Origin of the sequence: Ramlibacter ginsenosidimutans (genome assembly GCF_016654015.1) — a bacterium.
GTDB lineage: Bacteria > Pseudomonadota > Gammaproteobacteria > Burkholderiales > Burkholderiaceae_C > Ramlibacter > Ramlibacter ginsenosidimutans.
This window is the reverse complement of record NZ_JAEPWM010000017.1, coordinates 31,388-54,098: the sequence shown is the minus strand read 5'-3', so window position 1 is coordinate 54,098 and position 22,711 is coordinate 31,388. Positions and strand designations below refer to the sequence as shown.

The following is a 22,711-nucleotide window of genomic DNA, read 5'->3' as shown; positions in this document are numbered from 1 at the left end:
GGGCGTCGCGGTCACTGGCGCTGCCCACGGCATAGGTGAGGTCCACCAGCGCAGCGCGGGGGATCACGATGGCGAAGGCGCCGCTCGCGGCCACGGCGAGGCGGGGCGGCGTGAACTCCAATTGCGCACCGGGATCGCGGGAACGCAACATCCGGCCGCTGCATGCCCCGCGTCTCGCGGCCTGCGCGCGAGACGCCGCAGGGCAAGCTCTACACTGCGCGTTCATGACCGGCCGGTGCCTCCTCGCCCTCCTCGCCACGCTCTGCGGACTGCTCGCGGCGCCCGCCGGCGCCGCGGAAGCGGCGCCGCTGGCCCGGGCCGGCCGGCTGGAACTGCCCACCCTGCCGGCCGAGGCGGTTCCGCTGCGCGGCGAATGGGGCTTCGCCTGGCACCAGTTCGTGGACCCGTCGTGGCAGTCCCTGCCCGCGCAAGCCGTGGCGACCGTGCCCTCGCACTGGAACGAACTCACCGCCGACGGCAAGCCGCGCGGCGAAAACGGCTGGGGCAGCTACGTGCTGCAGGTGGATTGCCCGCGCGGCCAGTCGCTGGCCGTCGAGGCCATGGGCGAACGCACGACCTCGCGCCTGTTCATCAACGGCACGCTGGTCGCCCAGCATGGCACGCCCGCCCCGGACGCCGCGCACAACCAGGCGGCGATCTACAACCGCGTGCCGATCACGCCCGAATTCGCCTGCCCGCTGCGCCTGACGCTGCATGTCGCCAACTACGACCACCGCGCCGGCGGCTTCGTGCGCCCGATGATGGCGGGCACCGAGGCAGCGCTGGAGCGCCAGCGCGAGCGGCAGGTGGTGTACGGCGCGGGACTGCTCACCGTCTACCTGCTCACCGGGCTCGTGTCGCTGATCATGTTCGCGGTGCGCCCGCGCGAGCGCGTGCCGCTGGTGTTCGGCCTGTTCTGCGTGGCGATGGCGATCTACACCGACATGATCGGCGAGCGCCTGTTCCTGCGCGGCCTGCCCGACGAGATCGACTGGATCGCCTACATGCGGGTCGAGTACGTGTCCTGGATCGCCGCGATGGCGCTGTTCCTGGTGACGCTGCGCGGCCTGTTCCCGCAGGAGATCCACCGCATCTTCATGCGCGTGGCGCTGGCGGTGCTCGCGCTCGCGGCACTTTCCGTGTTCGTGCTGCCTCCCGGGATCTACTCGTACGTGGCGACACCGGGCCAGGCCATTGCCGTCGGCGTGGCGATCTACATCGCCGACGCCCTGCTGCGGGCCGGCCGGCGCGCGCCCGCGGACGCGCGCGTGCTGCTCGTGGGCCTGTTCGCCGTGCTGGTGACGATGGGCGTGGACCTGCTGCTGATCGACGCCCCGCGTCCCGACAAGAAGTTCGCACCGATCGGCTTTGCGCTGTTCATGCTCTCGCCCGCCGTGGTGATCGCGCGCCGCCTCGCCTCCGCGCTCAACGCCGAGGAACGCAACCGCACGCTGGAAGAGAACGCCCGGCTGCGCGAAGACGTGGAACGCATGTCGCGCCACGACCTGAAGACGCCGCTGAACAGCATCCTCGGGGCCTCGCGCCTGCTGCGCGACGAGGGCCGGCTCACGCGCGAGCAGGGCGAGCTGGTCGACGTGGTGCAGCAGGCCGGCACGCGCATGCTGGAGATGGTGAACCTGTCGCTCAGCCTGTTCCGCATGGAGACGGGCAGCTACGAGTTCCGGCCGCAGTCCGTGGACTTGCGCGAGGTGCTCACGCGCGTGCTGGTCGACCTGCACGCGTACGCCGAGGCCGCGCGCGTGACGCTGCACCTGCAAGGCTCGCCCCGTGCGCCGACCTGGGTGCGCGGCGAGGAGCCGCTGGCCTATTCCATCCTCGCCAACCTGGTGAAGAACGCGGTCGAGGCAACGCCCCCCGGCGGCACCGTGACGCTCGCGCTGCAGCCGGGCGACCCGGTCGTGGTCACCGTCCACAACCCGGGCGAGGTGCCGCCCGCGATCGCGCAGCGCTTCTTCGAGAAGTACGTGACCAACAAGAGCGGCGGCACCGGGCTGGGCACCTACTCGGCGCGCCTGATGGCCCGGGCGCAGGAGGGCGACGTGCAGGTGCGAACGGGCGCCGCCGAAGGCACGACGCTGAGCGTCAGCCTGCCGGCCGCCCGCAGCGAGAGCGCGGACGCGCAGCCGGCTCTCGCGCACGAAGACTCGCTGCTGGAGGCGGTGGCCAGGCTGCCCGCGCGCGACGTGCTGGTGGTGGACGACGACGAGTTCACGCGCCTCGTCACACGCCGGCTGCTGCCCTCGCCTCCGTTCCGCGTGCAGACCGCCAGCAACGGGCTGCAGGCGATGGAACTCATGGGCCGCCACTGGCCGGACCTGGTGCTGATGGACATGGAGATGCCGCAGAAGAGCGGGCTGGAGACGGTGCGCTGGATCCGCGAGCAGGAGGCGGCGCTGGGACGCCCCCGCTGCCGCATCGTCATGCTGTCCGCCAACGATGGCGAGACCGTGCCGGGCCGCGCGCTGCTGGCCGGCGCGGACCGTTTCCTCGCCAAGCCCGCCACCCGCGAGCGCCTGCTGGCCACGCTGCTGGAACTGGAGCGAGCGCTGGCAGAGGACTCCGCCCTTGCCGCCGCACGCACGAACGGACCGGCGGCGTCAGGCGAGCCGCCGGAGGGGGGCGAGGAGATCCTGGTGGTCGAACCGGAATGGGCCGAAGCCTTCCCCGCCTTCCTGAGCGGCTTCCGCGACAGCGTCGAGGGCATGGCGCGCGCGCTCGCGGAGGGCGACCGCGTGGACCTCCAGTTCCTCGCCCACCGGCTCGCCGGCGGCCTGTCGGCCATGGGGCTGCACTGGGCTTCGCGCGAGAGCCGCCAGCTGGAACGCGACGCGCTCGAGGGCGCGGCCGAGCAGCTCGACACGCGCATCCGGGGCTTGCGCGAACACCTGCGCAAGGTGCGCATCGAAACGGCCTGAGGCCCAGAAGCTGTGAATGGATTGATCGCGCCCGCGACGGGGTGCCTCAGGGTGCAGACGTAGGCGCGGGCCGCAGCCCAGGCTGGCCGCCTGGGCAAGGCGCGCAACGCCCGCCTGCGCCCTGAGGCGCCCCGGCCCGAAGGGCGAGCCGGGAGACGACGCTTGTGAATCGACGTCCTTGAGCACGGCTCGCGCGGGTGCGAGCAATTCGTTCACAGCTTCTCAAGCCGCGGCCCGTTGCGCGATGAGCTCGGCGATCCGGGCCTGCAGTTCCCTGGGGTCGACCGGCTTCACCAGGTGCAGGTCGAAGCCGGCCTCGCGTGTCTTGCGCCGGTCCTCTTCCTGGCCCCACCCGGTGATCGCCACCAGCACCGGCCGGGCGCCGGCAGAGCGCGAGCGGATGATCGCCGCCACGTCGTTGCCGCTCATGTCCGGCAGCCCCAGGTCCAGCAGCACGATCTCCGGCTGCGCACTGTCGAAAGCGCGCAGCGCGCCGGCGCCGTCGTAGCCGGTGGTCACCACGAAGCCCTGCGCCTGCAGGATGCCGGCCAGGGTGTCCGCCGTGTCGCGGTTGTCGTCCACCACCAGCACGCTGCGCTGCTGTCCCGGCAAGGCCACGGGGGGCGCATCGCTGCCGTGCACAGGCGCATCCGGCAGGCGCGCGAGCGGCAGGCGCATGGTGAACTCGCTGCCCCGGCCGGCGCCTTCGCTGGCCACGGTGATGCCGCCGCCGTGCAACTCCACGAGTTGCTTGACGACGGCCAGGCCGATGCCCAGCCCGCCGCGGCCGCGACCCGGCTGCTGCAGCTGCGTGAAGAGCTCGAACACCTGCGCCTGGTCCTGCGGCGCGATGCCGATGCCGCTGTCCTGCACGCGCACCACCGCGTACTGCTCGTCCCGCGTGACCGCCAGCAGGATCTGCCCGCCCCGGTCCGTGTACTTGGCCGCGTTGTCCAGGAGGTTGCCCAGCACCTGCTGCAGGCGCGTGGGATCGCCGTTCACCAGCACGGGCGTGTCCGGCAGCTGCAGCGTGAGCCGGTGCGCCATCTCGGCGCACAGCGGCCGCACGTTGTCCGCGGCCAGTTGCGCGGCCGCGCGCAGGTCGAACACTTCGCGCTGCAGCGTGATCGCATTGCGCGTGATGCGGCTCATGTCCAGCAGGTCGTCGAGCAGGCGCGCCATGTGCGCCGACTGTCGCGCGATGATGGCGCGGGCCTGCTCGCGCACGCCCGGCGGGGCGTCGTCGCGCAGCAGCGCCACCGCGTAGCGGATCGGCGCCATCGGGTTGCGCAGTTCGTGCGCCAGCGTCGCCAGGAAGGCGTCCTTGCGCTCGCCCTCCCGCCGCAGCTGTTCCTGTGCCGCGCGCAGGTTGGTCACGTCCGCGGTGATGCCCGTGACGCGCACGGCCCGGCCCTGCTCGCCGCGGTGCACGTGCCCGTGCGTCTGGACCCAGCGCAGCTCGCCCGTGTCGGCCCGCTGCATGCGGCTGACGAAACTGTAGTCCGTGCCCTCGCGCAGCGCCGTCTCCATCACGCCCTTGATCCGCAGCACGTCGTCCGGATGGCTCACCCGCCACGCATCCCGCATGTGCGTCCAGGTGGTCCCGAACAGGGCGCGCGCGCCGTCGGACAGGCGCACCTCGTCGGTGGTCACGTCCCACTCCCACGCCGCCATCCGTCCGGCCGCCAGCGCCATGTTCAGGTGCCGCCGGTTCTCGCGCCCCTCCCGCACGAGGCTGCGCGCCCAGGCCGACACGGCCAGCACCATGCCACCCGCGACCGCGAACAGCGCGAGCAGCAGCAGGTCGGCGGAGCTGGGGACGGCGAACGAATGCCGCGGCGCCATGTTGAAGTACGCGAGCGCCGGCATGGTGACGAGCAGCAGCGCGAGGCCGGGGGCCGCTCCGGCGAAGAAGCCAGTGAGGACCAGCGCCGGGAAGTAAGGCAGCAGCGGCGAGCGGTAGCCCAGGACGGGCTGGATGAGGACGTTCAGCAAGGTCGCCGCCGCGAAGGCGGCGAACGCGAACAGCCAGGCTTTCCACCGCGCGGAAATCATGAGCCACATTGTCACCGGGCCGGGGGGTCATGGGGACATCGTGCTTACCCGGGACGGCGATCGGGGCGCGTTGGTCTCGTCCCTTGGCCCGGACCAGGACGGGCCCAGTGTTGTGGCGGTCGAAGCGGAGCGCGTAGGCTGGTGGTGAGCCGCAGGCGAACCCCAGCTTGGTGCGTTGCGCCGGGTCGCTGGGGTTCGCGTTGCTCACCGCCAGCCTACGCGATCCCCAGCGGGCCTGCACCGCACGCCGCCTGCCGCGACGCCCCCGCACTCCGAAGAGGACGGATGACCGCGCTCCCCGAACTCCAGCCAGCAGGCAAAAAAGAGCCCGTCGGCCTGGGGCCAACGGGCTCACTCCACGCCATCGTGGGCCTGTCGAAGGGGAGACACTTCCAGGCAGGCCCGGCGGGACACCTCGCAATCAGTGCCTGCAGAATGGCGCACGCATGCCGCCGCTGCCATGGGACCTTGGGCCTAGGAACCGGCTCGCAGCGCTGTACTCCCTGCCCCTGGGCCCGATTGCCAGCGCTGCCTCGGCAGGCGACGCTTGCACCGCGCCCCCGTCCACGCACCCCCGGAGTCCAGCGCCTTGTCCACCCTGCCCCTGCCGCGCATCGCGCTCGCCCTGCTCGCCGCCTTCACGCTGGCCGGCTGCGCGACTCTGCCGCCGCCTCCGCAGCGCACGGCCAGCACGGCGTTCACCGACACGGGCCGCACCCGCATCGGACGCGTCGTGGAGGCGCAGGCCGTCGGGCATCCTGGCCGCTCGGGCGTGCGCGCGCTGCCCGATGGACGCGAAGCGTTCGTCGCGCGCTACGCGCTGGCCGAAGGGGCGGACCGCGGCATCGACGTGCAGACCTACATCTGGCGCAACGACACCAGCGGCAACCTGCTGGCGCAGGCCCTGTGGGACGCGGCGGAACGCGGCGTGCGGGTGCGCGTGCTGCTCGACGACGCCAATACCGGCGGCATGGACGCCGGCATCGCGGCGCTCGATGCGCATCCCAACATCGAGGTCCGGCTGTTCAATCCGTTCGCCAACCGCAGCTGGCGCCTGGGCGACATGGTCCTGGATTTTTCGCGCGTGAACCGGCGCATGCACAACAAGTCGTTCACGGTGGACGGCCTGGCGACGGTGGTCGGCGGCCGCAACATCGGCAACGAGTACCTGGGCGCACAGAGCCCCGTGGCGTTCGCCGACCTGGACGTGCTCGCGGTCGGGCCGGTCGCGCGGGAAGTCGACCAGGAATTCGATCGCTACTGGAACAGCGCATCGGCGTGGCCCGCGCGCGCCCTGCTGCCCCCGGCACCCGGTACGGTGAACGCGGACACGCGGCAGCACTGGCAGGAGCAGCGGGCACGGCCCGCGGCAGCCGCCTACCTCGAGGCCGTCGGGCAGCTTCACCTGCTCACGCAATTGCTCGCTGGCACCCTTGCCTACGACTGGGTGCCCGCCCGCGTGATCAGCGACGACCCCACCAAGGTCGTGATGCCGCCGGAACGCCGCGACGCGCACATGGGCCCGGAGCTCTCGGCCGCATTCGGGGGCGCCAAGCGCGAGCTGGTGCTGGTGTCGCCGTATTTCGTCCCCGGCCCGGAAGGTGCCGCCACGCTCGCCGCGATGGCGCGGCGCGGCGTGCAGGTGAAGCTGCTGACCAACTCGCTGGCGGCAACGGACGTCGGCGCCGTGTACTCCGGGTATGTGCACTACCGCGAGGAACTGTTGCGTGCCGGGGTTCGCCTGTTCGAGCTGAAGCCCGCCGCCCTGCCCGTGCGCTCGGACGACGATGAAGAACTGGAGCGCCGGCGCAGCGTCGGCGGCAGCCAGGGCGGCAGTTCCTCGGCGAGCCTGCATGCCAAGACCTTCGCCGTGGACCGCAGCCGCATCTTCGTGGGTTCGTTCAACCTGGACCCGCGCTCGTCGCGCCTGAACACCGAGATGGGGCTGGTGCTGGAGAGCCCGACGCTGGCAGCGAAGTTGGCCGATGCGTTCGAGGGCGCCATCCCGCGCAACGCGTACGAATTGCGGCTGGAAGGCGGGCAGGTCGTCTGGATCGAACGCACGGACGCGGGCGAGGTGCGCCACACGAGCACGCCCGGCGTGGGCGCGCTGCGTTCACTGTGGATCGCCTTCCTGTCCGTGCTGCCGATCGAATGGCTGCTATGAGGTAGCGGGCCGTCCCAAGGCGACTCGACCAGTGCGCCGCGCGCAGCGGCGCCCGCCGCCCTTACTTGACGGAATAGCCGCGGCCCTGCATGCAGGCAGCGTAGGCGTTGCTGTTGTTCTGCTGCGCGGCGCTGGCCTGCGCGTTCTGCTGGCGCCCCGCGCGGACGCCACCGATCACGGCGCCGGCCGCCGCGCCCTTGCCGGAATCGCCATCGGCAACGCCGGCCACGACGGCGCCGCCGACCGCACCACGCGCGGCGCCGCGCGCGACCTGCCCACTCTGCGGAGGCGGGGCGGTGCCCGCCTGGCTCGCCGCCCAGGACTGGCATTCGGCCTGGTCCTTCTGCTGCTGGCTCGCGCTCTGGCCCTTGGCGGGATAGGCGACCTGCGCCTGCACGGCGACGGCGGCGAAGCACAGGACGAGGAAGCTCGATTTCGGATGGATGCGCATGCGGGTCTCCTGAGTTGGGCGGGGATAAGACGATCACCCCTGGACGGGATTGCAGCGGAGTGGAACGCGCATTGCCATGGGACCAAGGGGCCGAGGCTCACGCCGGATCGCGCACCGCGTTCTGGATGGCCTCGATCAGGAGCGCTTCGTCGACCGGCTTGCGCAGGAAAGCGCGGGCGCCGCAGCGCAGGGCGCGCTCGCGGCTGTCGGCCGCGTCATCGCCCGTGATGATCACGACGGGCACCGTGACACCGCTGCGCTGGAGGGCGGACTGCAGCTCGAAGCCGCTCAGCACCGGCATGCGCAGGTCCATGACCACGCAATCGGGACGCGTGCGCTTCAACGACTGCATGAATTCCACGCCCGATCCGAACATCTCCACGCCGTAGCCGGCCGACCGGATGAGCCGGCCCAAGGCCTTGCGGACCGACTCCTCGTCGTCCACCACTGCCACCAGCGAAGGGTCCTTGTTCATGACCCGTGACGCTAAGGCAGGGGGTGCGCCGGACCAATGAGACCTTGGTCTTAGGTAAGGAGGGAGCCGCTCAATCCAGCCAGCCGAGCCCCGGGTGGGCGCGTTCGACCATGCGCACCAGCTCCGCGACGGAGCGCACGCGCATCTTCTCCATCGCGCGGGCGCGGTGCACCTTGACCGTCTTTTCCGCCGTGCCGATGTCGGAGGCGATCTGCTTGTTCAGGCGACCGTTCATCACGTGCTCGAGCACTTCGCGTTCGCGCGGCGTCAGGCTGCCCAGGCGGGCCTCCGTCTTCACGGTGTGCGTGCGCGCGAGCCGACGCACCGCATCGTGCTCCAGCGCCATGGTCACTGCGCGCACCAGTTCCTCCTCGTCCACCGGCTTGGTCAGGAAGTCCACGGCGCCGTTGCGCATGGCGGCCGCGCATAGGGGAACGTCGCCGGAGCCGGTCAGATAGACGATGGGCATCGCGTCGCCCTGGTCCACCAGCCGCTGTTGCAGGCCGGGACCGTCCAGGCCCGGCATGGCCACGTCGAGGACGATGCAACCTGCGGAATCGGGATCGTAGGCGTCGAGGAAGCTTTCGGCATTGCCGTGCAGGGTGACATGGAAGCCCCGGCTGCGCAGCAGGCGCCCCACCGCGGTCCGCACCCACTCGTCATCGTCGACGAGATGGATCTGCGCCGGCTCTTCGCGCACGTGGACTGCCCGCTGCCCCTGCTCCGCCCTGCTTGCCGCTTCCATTGCATTCCCCTTCTGCCATCACGGGTCCAGTTGAATTGCCCGCATACTTTCAGTGTAGAAGCACATCCTGCGCGGTCAAGATACCAAGTCCGGCTTGCCTGATCTACCTCAATTTGTTCGAAAGCCCAGGCCGGGCTGACGGCGCGGAAGTGCCACGGGCGGGGAGTGATCTGCATCAATCGATGTGGACCTGCCTTGCGCGAGGCTTGTCATCGACGGTGCGGGATACGGGTGCGGCGCCCGTGCCTTCGGCGTCCATCGCTCAGGGGAGGCTTCTTGCAGTTCCTGCGGCCATCGAGCCACCAACACCTGCCCGGGTCCAGCGCGGCGGACCCTGCGGGCTCGCTGCTGCGGGTCGCCGCGCTCGTCGGCCTGGGCTATTACGCAGGCGCCCGTGTCGGCGCCACGGTGGCCTTTTCCGAGGTGCGCCTCTCCATGCTGTGGCTGCCCACGGCCGTGCTGATGGCAGCCCTGCTCCTCACGCCGAGACGCTGGTGGTGGGCGGCTTTCGCCGGGGCGCTTCCCGCCCACCTGATGTTCCAGTTGCACGCCGGCATCGCGTTGCCGGTGGTGCTCGGCACGTTCGTGTCGAACGGAATCGAGGCGCTGCTGGCAGCCCTGCTCGTGACACGCTGGTCGCCGGCGCCGGGTTTTCGCACGTTGCGCTCGGTGGTGGCGTTCTGCACCGCCGCCGTCGTGGCGCCGCTCGTGAGTGCGCTGATCTCGGCGGCTTTCCTGCGGCTGGCGGAGTGGAACCACGGCGACTTCGCAGCCTTGTGGCGCATGCTGTTCTTCTCGCACGTGCTGGCCGCGCTGACGCTGGTGCCGGTGCTGGTCAGCTGGAGCGCCCTGGAACCGATGCAGCTGCGCCAGGGGCGGGCCCACCTGCTGGAGATCGGGCTGCTCGTGAGCGGCCTCTTCGCGGTCGGCCTGATCGTGTTCGACTCCAGCAGCGGCTCGCTGCGCACCGGCCCCGCGCTGCTGTACCTGCCGCTGCCCTTCCTGCTCTGGGCGGCGCTGCGCTTCGGCCCGGCCCTCACGAGCGCGGCGTATGCCGTCGTTGCCTTCCTCGTGATCTGGGGGGCGGCGCACGGCCGGGGGCCGTTCGAGGTGCCTGGATTCGCGCCGGACGCGCTCGCCATCCAGCTGTTCCTGGTGAGCATCGTCGTGCCGCTGCTGATGCTGGCCGCCGTGATCGAGGAGCGCCGCGACGGGGAACGCAAGCTGCGCGCGTCCGAGGAACTCTTCTCCACCGCTTTCCGCCGCGGACCGGATGCCATGGCCATTGCGCGCCAGCACGACGGCAGCATCCTGGAGGCGAACGCGCGCTGGCTCCAGCTCCTGGGCTATCCCGGCGACACGGCGGTGGTCGCGCCGCAACCCCTGGCCGCGCACCTGGATGAGGCCAGCCGCAGGCGCATGGAAGCTGCGTCCGGCGACACGGCCGCTCCCCAGGAGTTCGAGATCCAGCTGCGCGACCGCGCCGGCGGCGCGCACGCGGCGCTGGCGTCGACTGCGGCCGTGGAGGTCGGTGGTCAAGCGTGCCAGATCCTCCTGCTGCGCGACATCACGGAACAGCGCGTCGCGGAGCGGGATGCCCAGGACCAGCGCCGGCAGCTCACGCACCTGACCCGCGTCGCCTCGCTGTCCGACTTCTCCAGCACCATCGCCCACGAGCTGAACCAGCCGCTCACCGCCATCCTGGCGAACGCGCAGGCGGCAGTGCGCCTGCTGCAGCTCGATCCGTCGAACGTCGAGGAGATCCGGACCATCCTCGACGAGATCGCCGACGCGGACAAGCGCGCCGGCCTGCTGATCCACCACCTGCGCCTGCTGATGAAGAAGGGCAACGAGGAGTTCGTGCAGGTGGACCTGAACCATCTGGTGCAGGACGTGCTGGACTTCATCCGCGGCGAATTCCTCGTGCGCGGCGTCGAACTCAAGACCAGCTATGCGCGGGACCTGCCGCAGGTGCACGGCGACCGCGTCCAGCTGCAGCAGGTCGTGCTGAACCTCGTCGTGAATGCGTGCGACGCCATGCAGGACATGCGCAAGCCCCGGGTGCTGAGCGTCGGGACTTCGCAGACCGCGGAAGGCCTCGTGCAAGTCAGCGTCTCGGACACGGGCAACGGCATCGCGCCCGAGCAGATCGAACGCATCTTCGAGCCGTTCTACACCACCAAGGAAAAAGGGCTGGGCATGGGGCTGGCGATCTGCCGGCGCATCGCCGGTGCCCACGGCGGCACCCTGTCGGCGCAGAGCCGGACCGGCGAAGGCGCGGTGTTCAAGCTGGCCCTGCCGGCAGTCGTCCCCGCGGGCAGCGCGGGCAGCGCGGGCGTGCGGCAAGTCGCCGGGGCCGGCTAGGAGCCTGCTCCTAGACCAGCACGCCGACCACCAGCTTCAGCAGGGTGTCGAAGGGAAGCGCCAGCAGCGCGACCGGGAAGAACGGCACCAGGGTGGCGATCGCGAGCAGGGCGACATTCACGCGATCGAGCGGGAGGAAACGCATTGCCTTCACGCGATCGACGATCTGGTACAGGTCGGTCGCCGCGGAGAAATCCGGGCGCTCGAGCGTGTCGCGCTCCACCTTGCGTCCGGTGAACCACTCGCTGCGGAACTGCAGGCCGAAGGAGGTCGCGAGCTGCCCGAAGTGCTTCATGCCCGCGCGGCGCTCGGCGGCCAGGCGCGGGGCGAGCACGCACATGGGGGCGCAGAACAGCACCACGCAGACCGCGGCGGTGCCGCCGATCACGTAACGCAGCGACAGGAAGGACACGCCGTTGTGGATCACCTGGTTGGCGACCGCGCCCGCGACGATGGCGCCGAAGGCCGCGGCGACGAATGCGAAGCCGCGCACCGTGTAGCCGATGAAGCCCAGGCCACCCGCCTGGTCCGGGTGCTCGGGGACGATCGGGAGGTCCAGCTTCGCCACCTGCACGAGGAACGAGGTCCACACGACCAGTCGCCAGAGCCAGCCGACCACCAGCAGCAGCAACAGCGGCAGGCTCACCACGGCGTACCACCAGCCGGCGACCGACAGGTGCTCCGGATGCAGCTGGCTGTGTTGCCAGTACGGCAGCTGGTCGAACGGCAGGGTGTGCAGCATGGCGACGATGATGAGCAGCACGGTCGCCGCGATCGCGAACTCCAGCAGCGGGCCGTCGCGCAGCCGCACCGTGGACGCCGCCGCCCGCGTGAAGCCGGCGCGCGCGCTGGGCGACAGCTCGCACAACCAGCCGAAGCGCGTCGCGACCCGGCTCAACTCGCGGCCCGCGAGCACGTCGGCGAGCAGCAGCAGCGGCCCGGCCACCCAGGAGCGCGAGAACGCGCCCAGGTCCACGAGGAAGCCGATCCCGTGCGAGCTTGGCATCAGCGTGCCCTCCAGCGCCGTCATCACGCACAACGGCATCCACGTCAGCACGATGAACAGCACGCAGCGGCGGCCGGTGTGCAGCCGCCCGGGGCGCACGAGCCCCAGCTTGCCTTCGACCAGCATGGGAGGGCCGCGCATGAACAGCTCCTCGTATTCCTGCAGCCGCCCCGGCGCCGCGGCCGGCGTCGCCGGCAGCTCGCTCGTGACCTGCACTGGTACTTCGCCCATGGCATCCCGCTTGCGGTTTCCCCAGGGACAGAGCATCGCCACCCCCTCCCCGCCGGCCTATTGCCCAAAAGTCCAATAGGCCCTGGGCGGGGGCGCGCGGAACATGCCTGCAGGAACGCGGCTTTTCCGCGGCGAGCCATGACCGGAACCATCCACATCATCGACGACGACGCTTCCGTCCGCGCTGCGCTCCAGCGCGTGCTGTCCTCGGCCGGCTACACCACGCGCTGCTACGCCGCCGCGGGAGACTACCTGTTGCCCGCGCCCGATCCGGAGCCGGGCTGCCTGCTGCTGGACCTGCAGTTGCCCGGTTTCAGCGGGCTGGACCTGCAGGACGCCCTGGCGCGCCATCCCGGCTACGAGCACCCGATCGTCTTCCTCAGCGGCGCCGACGACGTGCGCGCCAGCGTCCGCGCGATGCGCAGCGGCGCGCGCGAGTTCCTCACCAAGCCGGTGGACTTCGACGTACTGCTGGCCGCGGTGGAAGATGCGATCCAGCACGACATCCGCCAGCGAGCGCGCCGCCGCGAGGCGGAAGAAGCGCGCGCGCGGCTGGCCGCACTCGGCCAGCGCGAACACCTGGTGCTCGAAGGCATCGCCGCCGGGCGCCTGCACAAGCAGCTCGCGGCCGACCTGGGCGTGAGCGAACGCACGATCAAGGCGGACCGCGCGCGCATCATGCGCACGCTGGGCGTCGACACCTTGCCCGGCTTGCTGCTGGCGCTGCGCTGCGCGAGCGAGCGCGCAGTGTCCCACGCCTGAACGAAGGACCCCGATGCGCCTCGCCATCTCGCGCCGCTCGCTCCGCCGCCTGCTGGTGGTCGCGGCCTGCTGCGCCGCCGCCGTCCCCGCGCTCGCGCAGATCGACAACGGCCCCGCCGTCGAGCCCGAGGCGATGGCCGCGCTCACCCGCATGGGCAAGTTCCTGCAGACCTTGCAGTCCTTCCGCGTGAAGGGCGACGCCAGCACGGAGGAGGTGCTGGGACAGGACCTCAAGGTGCGCTACGACACCGCGTCCACCATGGACGTCACGCGCCCGGACCACGTGCGCGCCGAGCAGACCAGCGACCGCCGGCATCGCCTCGTGGTGTACGACGGCAAGACCTTCAGCGTCTACAGCAAGTCCAGCGGCTACTACGCGCAGGCGCCGATGACGGGCACGGTGTACGAACTGGCAAACAAGCTGGAGAGCGACTACCCCGTGCAGTTGCCGATCCTCGACCTGTTCGCCTGGGCGGACGACCAGGCGAAGCCGCCGGAGATCAGGATGGCGCGCGTGGTGGGCTTCGCCACGATCCGCGGCGTTGCCTGCGACCAGTACGTGTTCCGCGAGGCAGGCCATGACTGGCAGGTCTGGATCCAGCGCGGCGCGCAGCCGCTGCCCCGCCGGCTCGTGGTGACCCTGACCGACAAGGTGTCGCGGCCGCAGTACAGCGCCGACTACGACTGGACGCTCAACCCGCAGATCGCCGCCACCTCGTACCAGTTCACGCCGCCTGCCGGCGCCATCTCGGTGCCACTGGCACGCGTGAAGGAAATCGCGGTGCCGCGCCGCTGAGGCGCCGCACCCGTCCCGTCATCGAAGAGGCATCCAGCATGATCCACCGCAGACATCTCCTGCTGGCCGGCGCGGCACTCGCCGCCGGCTGCAGTTCCACCATGGACCCGGCGCAGGCCAGCGCCAAGCGCCGCGAAATCGACACGCAGGTCGACTCCGCGATGGGCGAGCTGTTCGCGAACGCGCCGGGCGCGCGCGCCATGGCGAACGCGGCGCAAGGCGTGCTCGTGTTCCCGCAAGTGGTCACCGTGGGCTTCGTGATCGGGGGCTCGCACGGCAACGGCGCGCTGCGCAAGGGGAACACCACCCTCGGCTACTACAGCCTCAACAGCGGCTCGGTGGGTCTGCTGGCGGGGGCGCAGTCGCGCACCCTCTACATCTTCTTCATGACGCCGGAGGCGCTGAACCAGTTCACCAGCAGCAACGGCTGGGTCATGGGCGGCGATGCATCGGTGGTCGTGGTAGACGCCGGTGCCATGGCGCGCCTGGACCAGGCGCGCGGGCCTGCCGTGGTGGCGCTGGTGCGCGACCAGCAAGGGTTCATGGCGAACCTGAGCCTCGACGGCACCAAGGTCAGCAAGCTGGTCTTGTAAGCCGGTCTTGAAACACCGCTTCGCCAGGTGCCGCGCGCTCGCGTGCGCCGCCGCCCTGGCGGGGCTCGCGTCGCACTCCCTCGCGCAGGCGCCTGCTTCCGGCGCACCTGCGACAGCCGCGGCACCCGTAGCACCTACCTCACCAATGTCCTTGTCGGGTGCCGCGCGGCCGCGCGTGTGCCTCGTGCTCTCCGGCGGTGGCGCGCGCGGCGCCGCCCACGTGGGCGTGCTCAAGGTGCTGGAAGACCTGCACGTGCCGGTGGACTGCATCGTCGGCACCAGCATGGGCTCCATCGTCGGAGCCGCCTATGCGTCGGGAGCGACGGTGCAGGAGATGGAGGAGGTGCTCTCCAGGCTTTCCACCCGCCTCCTCTTCAAGGAGCAGCCGCCGCGGGAAGAGCGCGCGGTGCGCCTGAAGCGCGACGACGCGAAGAACCTCGCCCCGGCCGAAGTGGGCCTGGGCTCGAGCGGGCTGCTGCTGCCCAAGGGACTCGTCTCCGGCGTGCAGCTCGAAGCGGTGCTGCGGCAATTGAGCAAGGTACGCGGTTTCCGCCAATTCGACCAGCTCCCCATCCCGTTTCGCGCCGTCGCCACCGACCTGGTGAGCGGCAAGGCCGTCGTGCTCAAGGATGGCGAGCTCGCTGCCGCCATGCGCGCGAGCATGTCGGTGCCCGGCGCGATCGAGCCCGTGCGCATCGCCGACCGCCTGCTGGTGGACGGCGGGCTTACCGACAACCTGCCCGTGGATGTGGCGCGTGCGATGGGCGCCGAGGTCGTCATCGCGGTGAACCTGGGCACGCCGCTGCTGCGCGCCGACCAGCTGAACTCGATCCTGGGCGTCACCGCGCAGATGGTGAACATCCTCACCGAGCAGAACGTGCAGGCCTCGCTGGCCAGCCTCAAGCCCACCGACATCCTGGTGGTGCCGCACCTGGACGACTTTTCTGCCACCGACTTCGATCACCTCACCGACGTCGTGCCGAGCGGGGAAGCCGCCACCCGCGCCGTCGCGGACCTGCTGGCACCCTACGCGCTCTCGCCCGATGCGTATGCGCGCTGGAACCAGAAGCGCCAGTCCGCGCCGCCCCTGGAAGCCTTCGTGCCCGACGAGATCCGCCTGAACCCGTTGCAGTGGGTGGACCCGCAGATCGCGCGCGCCGAGATGCAGACGCGCGAAGGGCAGCCGGTGGACCAGAAGGTGCTGGACCGCGACATGCAGCGCCTGTTCGGCACGGGCGACTTCGAGCATGTGAGTTACTCGCTGCTGGAGGAACCGGGCAAGCGCGTGCTGGCCGTGGATGCGGTGGAAAAGAGCTGGGGCCCCAACTACCTGCGTGGCGGGCTCGGGCTGTCGTCCGACTTCCAGGGCGACGCCTTCTTCAACCTGCTGGTGAACTACCGCATGACCTGGCTGAATTCACTGGGCGCGGAGTGGCGCATCGACGGCCAGCTCGGTCGCACCAGCCGGGTCGCCACCGAGTTGTACCAGCCGCTGCAGCGCGGCCCCGGCTTCTTCCTCGCGCCGCGCGCGCTGGTGCAGCGGCGCAGCGTGGACGTGTTCAAGGGCGACCAACGCATCGCGATCTTCGACGGCACGGATGCGACGGTGGAACTCGCCGCCGGCGCGCAGCTCACGCACTACGGCGAGACGCGCCTGGGCCTCGAATACACGCGCCACCGGTCCACGGTGGATACCGGACCGCCCGTGCTCGATACGTCGCGCGCGGACGTGAACTCTTCCGCCGTGACGCTGCGCGCGCTGGTCGACCAGCTGGACAACCTGCATTTCCCCCGCAAGGGCTATGGGGCCACCGTGGACATCGTGGCGGCGCAGAAGTCGCTCGGCGGCGACGTGAACTTCACGCGCCTGGATCTCTCAGGCACCTACGTGCACTCGTTCGGCGACAACACGTTCCAGGTCTCCGGCAAGCTGGGACGCCGGCTGGGCAGCGATGCGCTGCCGCCTTCGCAGATGTTCCAGTGGGGCGGGCTGTTGCAGATGTCGGGACTGCCGACGGGCGCGCTGATCGGGGAGGACCTGCGCTTCGCCCGGCTCGTGTACTACAACCGCCTGAAGAACTGGAGCCTGCTCGATGGCATCTATGCGGGAGGCTCGCTGGAGATCGGGCGCATGAGCCACTCGCTGCTGCCCGGCAACGACCTCGGCACCATCCGCTCGGCGTCCCTGCTGCTGGGCGTGGACACGCCGCTCGGGCCGCTGTACCTCGGGTACGGGCACGCGAGCAAGGGCTACGACAGCTTCTACGTGTTCCTGGGCAGGCCTTGAGTGGCTGCGCCCGCGCGTGCGGCTGGTGCCCAGGAGAGGACTCGAACCTCCACGGTGTTACCCGCTAGTACCTGAAACTAGTGCGTCTACCAATTCCGCCACCTGGGCATCTCAGGAGGCGCGATTGTAGGGGGGCGGCGCGCCGGACCCTGAAGCAAGCCTGAAGAACGGCGCGCGGCGCCACGGCCGCGTGGGCAGGCAACGACAGCAGACGCCCTGCGTCAGTCCCGCGAAAGCGACTGCGTGCGCAACAGGCAGCACCCCGGATCGCCGCACCGGCGCGGCCTGTGGCGGGACTCCACACCCTTGTCCACAGCGTTCTCCACGCCTGCTGTGGGCATCTCGCGCGGCCGGGTGTGCTAGAGAAAGACCGGCCGCACGCGGCGGCCGGGGGAAAGGCCCGCCGTGTCAGAGAGGCAGGCAAGGAGATGACGCACGTTCGCGACCACGCGCCGCGACCTTCGCCGCAACGCGGGAACGCTCCCGCGAAATGAGTGTGGGCCTGGGGTACTGACCCTCACCTGACCCGGCGGCAGCGCAACGCCGGGCGGTCCGGCAACGCGGCACTCCAGCACCCCGGAACGGCATGAAGCGCGCGAGACGCGTCCTACGCCAGGGAATCCCCCTCCCTGACGCGCCTGCCCCGCGTTGGGCGCACGATGGCTGCACAGCCTCAGGAGCACCTCATGAACGCACGATGGTTCAGCCTGGCCATGGGCCCGGCCCTTCTGCTCGCAGCCGCCGTCCCTGCGCTGGCCGCAGGCCACGAAGCGGGCTTCCGCTGCGGTGGTATCGGCGAATCCGAGCAGGCCAGCATCAAGCAGGAAGCGCCGCGCCACGATGCGCTGCTCACGTTCGCGACGCGCGGCGGCGCGTATCTCGCCGGTGTCGACTTCACCGTGACGTCCAGCGACGGCAACGTCGTGCTGCAAGGCACCTGCGACGGACCGCTGATGCTGCTGGACGTGCCGCGCGCCGGCAGCTACCGCGTGCAGGCGAGCTACAACGGCCACGCCCAGACGAAGACCGTGCGCATGGGCGAGCACACGGCGCGGATGTCCTTCCTGTGGGACGCGTCCTGAACCAGCGTCACGCGTCGATCGGAGAGGCCGCGGGCCCGGACCGGCGCAACAGCTAAGGCGCCGCCTGCTCCCACAGCAGGATGGTCGCGCGCCCCGTGGCGGCCTGCGCCTGCTCCCACTGGTCTTCCTGGAACCCCGGGCACCGGCGCCGCAGCTCGGGGAGCAGCCCGTGCCGTTCGGCGACGGCTCCCGGTACCGCCACGCCCGCGTCCCCCGTGCCGTACAGCAGGAACAGCAGGTCCTTGCGCCCCGGCCCGGTTTCGTGCGTCAGCACCTCGATGCGCCGCACCTGGTCCCAGCGCACGCTTTCGTTCTGCACCTTGCGCAGCTTCGATCCGTGCTGGCGCGTGATGCCCTGGTCCGTTAACGACAGCTCGTCCTGGTAGGCGTCCATGCGCGCGATCACGCGCGTGGCGATCACCACCACCGTGAGCAACATCCACAGCCACGGCGACAGCGCGCCGGAGCGCACCAGCAGCAGGCCGGCCGCAAGGAAAGCGACCAGCAGCACGGTGCGGGTCATGGGACTGCGAATCATGATCTCGGAAGGGGCGCAAGCAGGCAGGCGGGGCCGTCGACGATACACCATTGCGGGCGGGACGGACTCGGCCATGGCGCGCGAAGCCGCTAGACTTCGCGCTGGCTGCAGCAAGACCCGTCGCTGCCGTGTTGCACCGGCGTCTTGCGGCCTGATAGCCGGGAGCCCCGACGACGACGTGAAAGAACACCTCCGCACCGCCCGCCGCATCGCGCTCAGCTCCTATGTCGCCAACGGACTCGTGACTGCGCTGGGGCTGCTGCTGGTCTCCACGGTCGTGCACCTGCTGTTCGGGCCGGCCGCTGCCGCGGCCGCCACCGTCGGCGTGATCGTCGTGACGCCGCCCGACCAGCCTGCCCCGCGCAAGGGCAAGTTCACGCACTTCCTGCCCGCCCTCCTGATCGCGATCCCGCTGTTCTTCGCCACCGGCATGCTGCGGCATTCCACCGTGGAACTGGGGACGCTGCTGGTGGGCGCCACGTTCGTCGCCTTCCTGGGCGCAGCCTGGGGCAAGCGCGGCCTGCCGATTTCCGTCTCGATCATGTTCGCGATGATCTTCGCGCTGGCGGCGCCGCCGGCCGAGAGCACGCGCGAGGTGATCGACGCGACGCTCGCCTTCGCGCTGGGCGCCTTCCTCTATGTGTTGTGGGGCACGGCGGCCAACACGCTGCTCAATCCGCGCTACCGCGTGCTGGCGCTCGTCGATTCGCTGCGGGCCGTCGCCAACCTGATGCGCACGCAAGGCATGCACTTCATCCTGCCCGCGCAGGAGCAGCAGCGCACTGCCCTCATGGGCCGGCTGATGAAGCAGCAGGCGGCGCTGGCCGACCAGCTGCAATCCGCGCGCAACATCCTGCTGGAGACCCCCACCACGCCACGCCGACTGCAGCTCGCCGGCATGCTGCTGCAGGTGCTGGACATGCGCGACCACCTGGTGGCCTGCGCGCTCGACATCGACGTGGTGCGCGCCGTCCCGCAGCACCAGGAACTGCTGCGCGTGCTGGGCCTGGAGATCCAGGCGCTCGCGGGCGACCTCGAGGCGCTCGCCGATGCACTGATGCTGGGGCGTGAGCCGCCGGATTTCGTGCATCCCCGCCCGGCGCTGGCGCTGGCCGCGGTGACGGCGCCGCCTGCGCCGGAGCTCGCCGGCAGCGACGAACCGCCGCCCCGGCAGCTCGCCGGTGCGCTGGCGCGGCGCGTCGGCTACGTGCACGACGAGGTCGCACGCCTGGTGGCGCTGGCCCGCGGCGCCCGCGCGCCGGACGCGGAGGTCGTGCGCACGGCCTGGCAGCTGTTCGTGAGCCCCACCAAGTGGAGCTGGCGGCCCTTCCTGTCGCTGTGGCGCTGGGACGCGCCGCCCCTGCGTCACGCGCTGCGCGCAGCGCTGGCCATCGCGGCCGGCTACCTCGTCGGGCTGGTGCTGCCCTGGGGCTCGCACGAATACTGGATCCTGCTGACCATCGTGGTGGTGCTGCGCGGCAGCCTCGCGCAGACGCTGGAGCGGCGCAACAGCCGGGTCGCCGGCACGCTGCTCGGCTGCGTGATCGCCGGCGCGATCCTGTACGCGCACCTGCCCGCGACCGTGCTGCTGCTGGTGGTGACCGCAGGCCAGGGCATCGCGCATGCCTTCGCGCTGCAGCGCTACCTGGTCACCGCCGTCGCGGCCACGGTGCTGGCGCTGGTGCAGGCGCACCTGCTCGGCGCCGCCGGCTCGCCGGTGTTCCAGCTGGCCGAGCGCGTGATGGACACGCTGATCGGCGTGGCGATCGCCTGGTCCTTCAGCTACGTGCTGCCCTCGTGGGAACGCACGCAGGTGCGCTCGCTGGTCGCCCGCACGTTGACGGCGCAGGCGCGGCACGCGCAGCTCGCGCTGGCGCTGGGCCAGCTGCGCGAGCTGGACACGAAGGCGGAACTGGCCTGGCGGCTCGCGCGGCGCGAGGCGTATGACAGCCTGTCGGCGCTGGTACAGGCCATCCAGCGGTCGCTGTCGGAGCCGCGCGCGGTGCGGCCGCCGCTTGCGGAGCTCGAACGCATGCTGGCGCACAGCTACCAGCTGCTCGCCCAGCTCACCGCGATCAAGACGATGCTGCTGCAAAGGCGCGACCGGCTCGACCTGGACCAGTTGCAGGGGCCGCTGGAGGACGCGACACGCGCCATCTCGGCGGCGCTCGCCACCGACGCGCCGCGGCCGGACGCAGCCCCGGCGCACGAGGAAGCGCCACCCATGCTGGAGTTCCCCGACGGGGAGCACGACCTCACGCCCTGGCTGGTGCGCCGCCTGCGGCTGGCCGTGGGCATCGCGCGCGAACTGCAGGTGGATGCGGGGCGGGCGCTGCGCCCCGCGTGAGCCGTCCGGGCGGCCAGCGGCGGGCCGCTACAAGGCCTCCCACTCCGGGATGCAGTGGCGCGCCAGCGCCGTGACCCAGTACGGCTCGCGCGGGTCGAACGCCAGGCCGAAGGCCGGGCTCACCAGGAAACCGGCGCGCTCGAACGCTTCGTCGTCCTGGCTGCGCACGAAGGACGCGAGCGCCTCGAAGGGCATCGCCACGTTGCCGACCGTGATGACCTCGGCCTGGAAGGTGACTTCCTCCAGGCGACCGCCGTCCTGGAAGCGGTACACCTTGTCGCCGTAGTCCAGCTCGTTCAGGCCCACGGCATTGCGGCCGGACTTCCAGGGCTGGCCGCGCGCTCGCAGCAGGTCGGCGCTGCTCGCCGAGAACGGCGTGCCGTCCACCGCGACATAGGGCTGCAGCCTCGCCTTGATCATGATTGCCAGTGTAGGAGCATGCGCGCGCAAATGGCGAGGAGGTCCCGCGCGTGCGCTCGCCGGCGTCCGCGCCTGGCAGCGCGCACGCTGCCGAGCCGCCTGCCCGACAGCGGAACCTTCCGACGATCGCTCGCGGGGCCGACGACACCCCAACCGTGCTACCGTGCCCCACCCTATGGGCTTCCGCGCCCACCCGCGCGCCGCAGCGACTCCTGGAGTGACCGTGAAGCTCAAGCTCCCCAAGAACCTGTTCCGCCTCTTTGTCCAGGCGGCCAAGGCCTGGTCCGACGACTACGCGCCCAGCATGGGCGCGGCGATCTCGTACTACACGGTGTTCTCGCTGGCGCCCCTGCTGGTAATCGTGATCGCGGTGGCTGGGGCGGTGTTCGGACGCGACGCGGTGACCGGCCGGATCGTCGCGGAGATGCGCGGCCTGGTCGGCGACCAGGGCGCGAGCTTCGTGCAAAGCCTCGTGCTGGCTTCCAGCAACCCTCACCAGGGACTCGTTGCCGGCGTCATCAGCATCGTGGTGCTGCTCCTCGGCGCGACATCCGTGTTCACCGAGTTGCAGACCGCGCTGGACCGCATCTGGCACGTGCCGGCATCGGCCCGGCCCACCGGGGTGCGCAGCATCCTGCGCGCCCGACTGATGTCCTTCGGCGTGATCCTCGCGCTGGTGTTCCTGCTGATGGTGTCGCTGATCGTGAGCGCGGCGCTGACGGCCGTGGACAGCTGGACGATCGGGCTGATCCCCGGCATGGCGGTGCTGGCGCACGTCCTGAATTTCGCGCTCTCGCTGGGCGTCGCGACCGCCCTGTTCGCCTTCATCTTCAAGATGCTGCCCAGCACGCGCATCGCATGGAGCGACGTGTGGGTCGGCGCCTTCACGACCGCCGTGCTGTTCGAGTTCGGCAAGTTCCTGATCGGCCTGTACCTCGGGCGCAGCAGCCTCACGCAGCCCTTCGCCGCGGCGGGATCGCTGGTCGTGGTGCTCGCGTGGGTGTACTACGCGGCGCAGATCTTCCTGCTCGGTGCGGAGTTCACCAAGCTGTACGCACACGACCAGGGCTCACGGTGCGCCAATGCCGCCGGGGCCGCCGCCAAGCCGGGGCTGCCCACGGCACCGGCTGCGCCCGTGGAGCCTGCGTCCTCGCACCACGAGCAGCCGGTCCCCGAGCAGCCGGTCCCCGAGCATCCGGGCCACGCGCAGCAGCCCTCGCCGGCGATCGCGCGGCTGGAGCAGACGCGCCACCGGCTGGAAGCGGAAGTGCCGGTGCGCGTGGCGGAGTTGAAGCAGAAGGCGACTCGCGCGTCGACCGTCGGCGGCGCCGCCTTCGCGGTGGGCGCGATGGCGCTGCGGCTGCTGCGCCGCAAGGGCTCGCAGAAGAACGCCGCAGCGAAGTCGCGTCCTGCGCAGCGCCCGCGCCTCTCGCGCCGCAGCGCCTGACCCGCGCGT

17 protein-coding genes and 1 tRNA gene are annotated in these 22,711 nt (G+C 70.9%); 10 read left to right on the top strand and 8 right to left on the bottom strand.

All coding sequences use genetic code 11. From position 1 onward, the window contains the following. Positions 1 to 224: 224 nt before the first annotated feature. Positions 225 to 2,936, top strand: coding sequence for a response regulator (locus JJB11_RS24700; protein ID WP_201177809.1), 2,712 nt, complete (start codon positions 225 to 227; stop codon positions 2,934 to 2,936). Positions 2,937 to 3,158: 222 nt separating this feature from the next. On the opposite strand, the gene JJB11_RS24695 is transcribed toward JJB11_RS24700, so the two are convergent. Next, a complete protein-coding gene (locus JJB11_RS24695; RefSeq protein WP_201177807.1) occupies positions 3,159 to 4,991 on the bottom strand; it encodes an ATP-binding protein in 1,833 nt (610 codons plus the stop codon). Positions 4,992 to 5,580: 589 nt separating this feature from the next. Here JJB11_RS24695 and JJB11_RS24690 point away from each other — a divergent pair. After that, positions 5,581 to 7,158, top strand: coding sequence for a phospholipase D-like domain-containing protein (locus tag JJB11_RS24690; protein ID WP_201965091.1), 1,578 nt, complete (start codon positions 5,581 to 5,583; stop codon positions 7,156 to 7,158). Between the two features lie 61 nt (positions 7,159 to 7,219). On the opposite strand, the gene JJB11_RS24685 is transcribed toward JJB11_RS24690, so the two are convergent. The 3 genes from JJB11_RS24685 to JJB11_RS24675 form a co-directional block, all read right to left on the bottom strand. After that, positions 7,220 to 7,609, bottom strand: coding sequence for a hypothetical protein (locus tag JJB11_RS24685; RefSeq protein WP_201177805.1), 390 nt, complete (start codon positions 7,607 to 7,609; stop codon positions 7,220 to 7,222). 97 nt (positions 7,610 to 7,706) lie between these two features. Beyond that, complete coding sequence (locus JJB11_RS24680) at positions 7,707 to 8,084, bottom strand: response regulator transcription factor (protein WP_201177803.1); 378 nt, start codon at positions 8,082 to 8,084, stop codon at positions 7,707 to 7,709. Positions 8,085 to 8,154: 70 nt separating this feature from the next. After that, a complete protein-coding gene (locus tag JJB11_RS24675; protein WP_201177801.1) occupies positions 8,155 to 8,829 on the bottom strand; it encodes a response regulator transcription factor in 675 nt (224 codons plus the stop codon). Positions 8,830 to 9,105: 276 nt separating this feature from the next. Between JJB11_RS24675 and JJB11_RS24670 the strand changes: the two genes are divergently transcribed. Next, positions 9,106 to 11,193, top strand: a complete 2,088-nt coding sequence (locus JJB11_RS24670; protein WP_201177799.1) for an MASE1 domain-containing protein — start codon at positions 9,106 to 9,108, stop codon at positions 11,191 to 11,193. Between the two features lie 10 nt (positions 11,194 to 11,203). On the opposite strand, the gene JJB11_RS24665 is transcribed toward JJB11_RS24670, so the two are convergent. Then, the gene (locus tag JJB11_RS24665) at positions 11,204 to 12,430 is read right to left on the bottom strand and encodes a hypothetical protein (protein WP_201177797.1); all 1,227 of its coding nucleotides are present in this window, start codon (positions 12,428 to 12,430) and stop codon (positions 11,204 to 11,206) included. A 138-nt stretch (positions 12,431 to 12,568) separates the two neighbouring features. Here JJB11_RS24665 and JJB11_RS24660 point away from each other — a divergent pair, with 138 nt between their 5' ends. From JJB11_RS24660 to JJB11_RS24645, 4 genes are all read left to right on the top strand, one after another. Then, entirely contained in the window at positions 12,569 to 13,192 is a 624-nt protein-coding gene (locus JJB11_RS24660) for a response regulator transcription factor (protein WP_201177795.1), read from the top strand. Positions 13,193 to 13,205: 13 nt separating this feature from the next. Then, positions 13,206 to 13,988: a DUF2092 domain-containing protein gene (locus tag JJB11_RS24655; protein ID WP_201177792.1), complete on the top strand. Its 783-nt coding sequence runs from the start codon at positions 13,206 to 13,208 to the stop codon at positions 13,986 to 13,988. A 38-nt stretch (positions 13,989 to 14,026) separates the two neighbouring features. After that, on the top strand, positions 14,027 to 14,581 hold the full coding sequence (locus JJB11_RS24650; RefSeq protein ID WP_201177790.1) for a lipid-binding SYLF domain-containing protein: 555 nt from the start codon (positions 14,027 to 14,029) through the stop codon (positions 14,579 to 14,581). Positions 14,582 to 14,726: 145 nt separating this feature from the next. Beyond that, complete coding sequence (locus JJB11_RS24645) at positions 14,727 to 16,868, top strand: patatin-like phospholipase family protein (protein WP_201177789.1); 2,142 nt, start codon at positions 14,727 to 14,729, stop codon at positions 16,866 to 16,868. A 23-nt stretch (positions 16,869 to 16,891) separates the two neighbouring features. Here JJB11_RS24645 and JJB11_RS24640 read toward each other — a convergent pair. Beyond that, a tRNA-Leu gene (locus tag JJB11_RS24640) sits at positions 16,892 to 16,976 on the bottom strand. A 578-nt stretch (positions 16,977 to 17,554) separates the two neighbouring features. Between JJB11_RS24640 and JJB11_RS24635 the strand changes: the two genes are divergently transcribed. Continuing rightward, entirely contained in the window at positions 17,555 to 17,950 is a 396-nt protein-coding gene (locus tag JJB11_RS24635) for a carboxypeptidase regulatory-like domain-containing protein (RefSeq protein ID WP_201177787.1), read from the top strand. Positions 17,951 to 18,002: 52 nt separating this feature from the next. Here the strand turns inward: JJB11_RS24635 and JJB11_RS24630 are convergent, their stop codons facing one another. Beyond that, positions 18,003 to 18,473, bottom strand: a complete 471-nt coding sequence (locus JJB11_RS24630) for a hypothetical protein (RefSeq protein ID WP_201177785.1) — start codon at positions 18,471 to 18,473, stop codon at positions 18,003 to 18,005. A 193-nt stretch (positions 18,474 to 18,666) separates the two neighbouring features. Between JJB11_RS24630 and JJB11_RS24625 the strand changes: the two genes are divergently transcribed. Beyond that, positions 18,667 to 20,835 (top strand): FUSC family protein, encoded by a 2,169-nt coding sequence (locus JJB11_RS24625; RefSeq protein WP_201965090.1) that lies wholly within the window; start codon positions 18,667 to 18,669, stop codon positions 20,833 to 20,835. Between the two features lie 27 nt (positions 20,836 to 20,862). Here JJB11_RS24625 and JJB11_RS24620 read toward each other — a convergent pair whose 3' ends face one another. After that, entirely contained in the window at positions 20,863 to 21,255 is a 393-nt protein-coding gene (locus tag JJB11_RS24620) for a hypothetical protein (protein WP_201177782.1), read from the bottom strand. A gap of 223 nt (positions 21,256 to 21,478) precedes the next feature. Between JJB11_RS24620 and JJB11_RS24615 the strand changes: the two genes are divergently transcribed. Beyond that, positions 21,479 to 22,702 (top strand): YhjD/YihY/BrkB family envelope integrity protein, encoded by a 1,224-nt coding sequence (locus JJB11_RS24615; protein ID WP_201965089.1) that lies wholly within the window; start codon positions 21,479 to 21,481, stop codon positions 22,700 to 22,702. Positions 22,703 to 22,711 lie beyond the last annotated feature (9 nt).

What these genes read in the sequence shown, in the direction of transcription:
- JJB11_RS24700 (WP_201177809.1), top strand. Translation starts at nt 225, where the DNA reads ATGACCGGCCGGTGCCTCCTCGCCCTCCTCGCCACGCTCTGCGGACTG.
- JJB11_RS24695 (WP_201177807.1), bottom strand. Translation starts at nt 4,991, where the DNA reads ATGATTTCCGCGCGGTGGAAAGCCTGGCTGTTCGCGTTCGCCGCCTTC.
- JJB11_RS24685 (WP_201177805.1), bottom strand. Translation starts at nt 7,609, where the DNA reads ATGCGCATCCATCCGAAATCGAGCTTCCTCGTCCTGTGCTTCGCCGCC.
- JJB11_RS24680 (WP_201177803.1), bottom strand. Translation starts at nt 8,084, where the DNA reads ATGAACAAGGACCCTTCGCTGGTGGCAGTGGTGGACGACGAGGAGTCG.
- JJB11_RS24675 (WP_201177801.1), bottom strand. Translation starts at nt 8,829, where the DNA reads ATGGAAGCGGCAAGCAGGGCGGAGCAGGGGCAGCGGGCAGTCCACGTG.
- JJB11_RS24665 (WP_201177797.1), bottom strand. Translation starts at nt 12,430, where the DNA reads ATGGGCGAAGTACCAGTGCAGGTCACGAGCGAGCTGCCGGCGACGCCG.
- JJB11_RS24660 (WP_201177795.1), top strand. Translation starts at nt 12,569, where the DNA reads ATGACCGGAACCATCCACATCATCGACGACGACGCTTCCGTCCGCGCT.
- JJB11_RS24655 (WP_201177792.1), top strand. Translation starts at nt 13,206, where the DNA reads ATGCGCCTCGCCATCTCGCGCCGCTCGCTCCGCCGCCTGCTGGTGGTC.
- JJB11_RS24650 (WP_201177790.1), top strand. Translation starts at nt 14,027, where the DNA reads ATGATCCACCGCAGACATCTCCTGCTGGCCGGCGCGGCACTCGCCGCC.
- JJB11_RS24645 (WP_201177789.1), top strand. Translation starts at nt 14,727, where the DNA reads ATGTCCTTGTCGGGTGCCGCGCGGCCGCGCGTGTGCCTCGTGCTCTCC.
- JJB11_RS24635 (WP_201177787.1), top strand. Translation starts at nt 17,555, where the DNA reads ATGAACGCACGATGGTTCAGCCTGGCCATGGGCCCGGCCCTTCTGCTC.
- JJB11_RS24630 (WP_201177785.1), bottom strand. Translation starts at nt 18,473, where the DNA reads ATGACCCGCACCGTGCTGCTGGTCGCTTTCCTTGCGGCCGGCCTGCTG.
- JJB11_RS24620 (WP_201177782.1), bottom strand. Translation starts at nt 21,255, where the DNA reads ATGATCAAGGCGAGGCTGCAGCCCTATGTCGCGGTGGACGGCACGCCG.